This is a genomic window from Microcystis sp. M49636_WE2 (genome assembly GCF_030065375.1).
In the GTDB taxonomy this organism is placed as follows: domain Bacteria; phylum Cyanobacteriota; class Cyanobacteriia; order Cyanobacteriales; family Microcystaceae; genus Microcystis; species Microcystis aeruginosa_C.
Genome location: NZ_JASJFG010000615.1, coordinates 1 through 2,710, shown reverse-complemented (window position 1 = coordinate 2,710; position 2,710 = coordinate 1). Strand labels below are relative to the sequence as shown.

Genomic DNA, 2,710 nt, shown 5'->3' with positions numbered 1-2,710 from the left:
GCAATGGGATCATTTGGCATCGTGGCAACGGTCATAACCGTGCCTTAACGGGGATTGAAAAAATCATCTTGGGAGCCTCTGTTAATCTCTCTCATTATTGGCAAGGTTGTCTTGCAGAACTTTCTGTTTGGAATCAAGCGCTTAGCCAAGAAGAAATCCAAAACGCGATGTATCAATCTCCCCGGGTTGATGACCTTGGCTTAGTTACTTATTTATCACTCAATGGCAGTGCCGAGGATCAAACAAGTTATAGCAATCATGGTATTCTTTATGGGACAACCTGGCAACTAGATAGTCTTCCCTCCAAACCGACCTCGATCCCTAAATCAAAAACTCAGACTAGCAGTAAAGCTAGAAGGAGTGCGAAAAGGATAACAATGGTCAACGAAATTTTTAACTCCCTTGAAGAAGAAGAAGTGGTTGAACAGGATGCTCCAGCAGAAAATCAAGAACCTTCCCCGGAAGATAATTCAGAATCAATTATAATTGCCGCAGAAGCTGCTCTTGCCAGCAATGAAATTGAGGAGATTAGTGAAACAGCAATTTCTCAACCGGATATCCTCACTTATTCAAGCCAGAAAAAACGGTTAATTATTTGTTGTGATGGTTCTTGGGAAGACTCTACCAGTGCCTATCCCACCAATGTGGTTAAATTCGCCGAATCTATTAAGTATATTGCCGAGGATCAAACCCCCCAAATCGTCTTTTTGTCAGGTTCTGGCACCCCCGAAGATAACGAATTTATTAAAAGTTTAGGGAATGAAACTTTTGGCTGGGGCCTTGATCGAATGATTCAAGATGCCTATCGTTTTCTTGTCCTTAACTACAATCCCACAACCGAGGATGAAATTTATTTGTTAGGTTTTAGTCGAGGCGCATATATCGTTCGTTGTTTGGCTAGTTTTATCGATAAATGTGGAATCCTAAAACGCTCTAAGATTAAAGAAATTCCCCTAGCTTATCAACTCTATCGAGACCACACCGTTAGTTCCGATAGTGCCAAAGCTCAACAATTCCGTGCCGCTAATGCTAAAAAAATTGAGACAGAAAAGGAAGATTTTCAAGATCGTATTCCAGTCAAGATGTTAGGTTGTTGGGATACAGTTGGCAATTTTGGTATTCCTGATTTAACTCCTTGGTTTCCCCTGGCTAAGTTTTATCATAAAAAATATGAATTTAGTAATACAAAATTAAGTCCGATTATCCAGAATGCTTTTCATGCTGTTGCCATTGATGAAAAACGTAAAAACTTCCCTTCCACTCCGATCAAAGCCAATCCAGAAAATCCCGAACAAGTTGTTAAAGAAGTTTTATTTGTGGGTGAACATACCTGTCTAGGTGGTGGCAAAAAAGAATATCAAGGACTTTCCGATTACCCCTTACAATGGATGATTAATCAAGCCAAAAAATTGGGATTAGAGTTTGACTCAACCACCTCTGAATCCGAGGAATTCCAAATTAAACCAGACCCGACCATCAAGTTCGATAATACGGTTAAGGGATTATTGGGAGGTGAGCAATGGCGATATTTCAATACAAAAGTTGTCACTGTTCATCACAGTGTGGTAAAACGATTAAAGGCTTTTTCCGATTATCGTCCCAAAAGTCTTGAACCTTTTCTTCAAGCTTTACTTGACGACGATCAACAGACAGATTAACCTTGCTTTAAAATTAAATTAATCCTTCGCTAGAAATTTGAGGTGGTTTTTATGGAACTCGATAACATTATCAAAAAAGTGGCAGGTGCTTATTTAGCTTCGGCTGTTATTGCTGTCATCGTGCTAATTCTAACCCTCGGACAACCCTTTGTAGTTTTTATGGGTATTGGAGCGATGGGGTTGGTTACTGTCCTAGGAGATGCGATTGCTCAGTACGGAATTGAAGCGGTTCTGAATGCTTTTTACGCCGAGCGAAGTAAAAAAGAATCCCTGGAAACACTTTTGGCTGAAATTGATGCTTTACCTCTGACTGATGACCTGAAATTAAAAACCAAAAAATACTTGACTGACCATCAAGAACAGACAGTAAAGCAGCAAGAAACGGTAACTGAGCCAACACCTGAAAGTCCTCAAACAGTTGTTATTGAAAATGAACCAGTTATTGAAAATGAACCAGTTATTGAAAATGAACCAGTTATTGAAAATGAACCAGTTATTGAAAATGAACCGGTTGTTGTTGAAGTTGAAAATGTTTAATTAGGTATTGCTCCCTGTTGCAATAGCTGGGAGCAGCTAATGATTATTGCTAAGTAACGAGGAATTTTTGGGTCTAAGATAGCTATGCTAAATAGGAACTCTCAACATCTGATGACCTATAAAAAAATTGCCATTTATGAGCAAAGCTATCAACTTCCTGTTTTTAAAAATAGATACTTAAAAAATTTTCAGAAAATCATCAAGGAACGTCGGAAATTAATTCAAGAAGGAGTTCGCTACCATTACTATTTTGGTAAGATTATTAAACGAAAAGAAAAAATTACTCAACAAGAAATCTTGATTGAGACTAAGTTATTAATTAAAGACTATAATTTATTAATTAACGGACTAGAAATCTATCAAGACGGATATTATCGTTTTTTACTCCAACTCAGTGACAATCTCAAAATTTTATTTTCCCAAAAATATCAAGAATTGAAAATCTTAGACTACGAGAGAATAAAGTTAGAAATTAAAAATAATAATAATCAAAATATTCTCAATCAACTCAAGCT

Annotated in this window: 2 protein-coding genes and 1 pseudogene; all 3 read left to right on the top strand. The window is 37.3% G+C overall.

The genetic code is table 11. From position 1 onward, the window contains the following. On the top strand, nt 1–1,658 hold a 1,658-nt coding region (locus PX484_RS14175; protein WP_288104351.1), incomplete at its 5' end, for a phospholipase effector Tle1 domain-containing protein. Nucleotides 1,659–1,709: 51 nt separating this feature from the next. Continuing rightward, nucleotides 1,710–2,195, top strand: a complete 486-nt coding sequence (locus PX484_RS14170) for a hypothetical protein (RefSeq protein ID WP_004268662.1) — start codon at nt 1,710–1,712, stop codon at nt 2,193–2,195. A gap of 111 nt (nt 2,196–2,306) precedes the next feature. Then, a pseudogene (locus tag PX484_RS14165) lies at nt 2,307–2,710 on the top strand (GUN4 domain-containing protein); the annotation flags it as partial.

Bases quoted from the DNA above. Each gene is read 5' to 3' on its own strand.
- PX484_RS14170 (WP_004268662.1), top strand. From the start codon at position 1,710: ATGGAACTCGATAACATTATCAAAAAAGTGGCAGGTGCTTATTTAGCT.